We start from the raw sequence: 824 nt of genomic DNA, 5'->3' as shown, positions 1-824 counted from the left end.
ACAAAGCGGGCAGTGACGTCACTCTGAAACTTGATAATGGCTCCTCGATCACCATCAAAGCCGGCGATACCGTCGGCACAGTGACTGTGCCTGCACCTTCCGATGATGTGTTCATCGATAAGAGCACGCAGACCGTTCAGATCACCGAAACCACTGGCGGCAACTTCGAGAAGCTGGAAGTTGCGGGCAACGGTGCAACGACAACGATCAACGACACTATCGACAAGGTCGACGTTGTCCTGACCGCTACCACCACCGTTGGCGAGGGCGGAAACATTGTCTATACCGCGAGCCTTGTGGATAAGAACGGTACGCCTGTAACCAACATCACCAACCCGCTGACCGTCACGCTCGATAACGGCCAGAGCATCACTATCGGTGTAAACCAATCGAGCGCCAGCGTTTCGGTTGTTGCGCCGGATGACGTGTATAAGGGCGACCAGACCGTCACCACTGCTATTCAAACCGTNACTGGCGGCGAGCACTTCGAAAATCTCGTTCCAGGTACCGACAAAGTCACTACAACCGTGACTGATACCCCAGGTACTGATAACGCCACGACTGTCACACTGACCGCACCGAATGCTGTTAGCGAAGGTGGACAGATTACGTACACCGCCACGCTCTCCAATAAAGCAGGCAGCGACGTCACTCTGAAGCTGGACAACGGTTCGAGCATCACGATTAAAGCGGGCGATACCGCCGGCGCAGTAACCGTCCCAGCGCCAAGCGATGACGTGTTCATCGACAAGAGCACGCAGACGGTCAAAATTACCGACGCAACGGGCGGCAACTTCGAGAAGCTGGAAGTTGCAGGCAACGGT

The 824-nt window shown here is 55.4% G+C and carries 1 protein-coding gene; it reads left to right on the top strand.

Going from position 1 to position 824, the window contains the following annotated elements:
* Window positions 1-824, top strand: an 824-nt coding sequence (locus BFQ04_RS30060; protein WP_371914523.1) for an immunoglobulin-like domain-containing protein, incomplete at both ends; no start/stop codon positions are given.

This window comes from Pseudomonas sp. 37 R 15 (assembly GCF_900004865.1).
GTDB classification, from domain to species: Bacteria; Pseudomonadota; Gammaproteobacteria; order Pseudomonadales; family Pseudomonadaceae; genus Aquipseudomonas; species Aquipseudomonas fluorescens_AM.
Note: the sequence above shows the minus strand (reverse complement) of the source record. Positions and strands in the feature narration are given on the sequence as shown.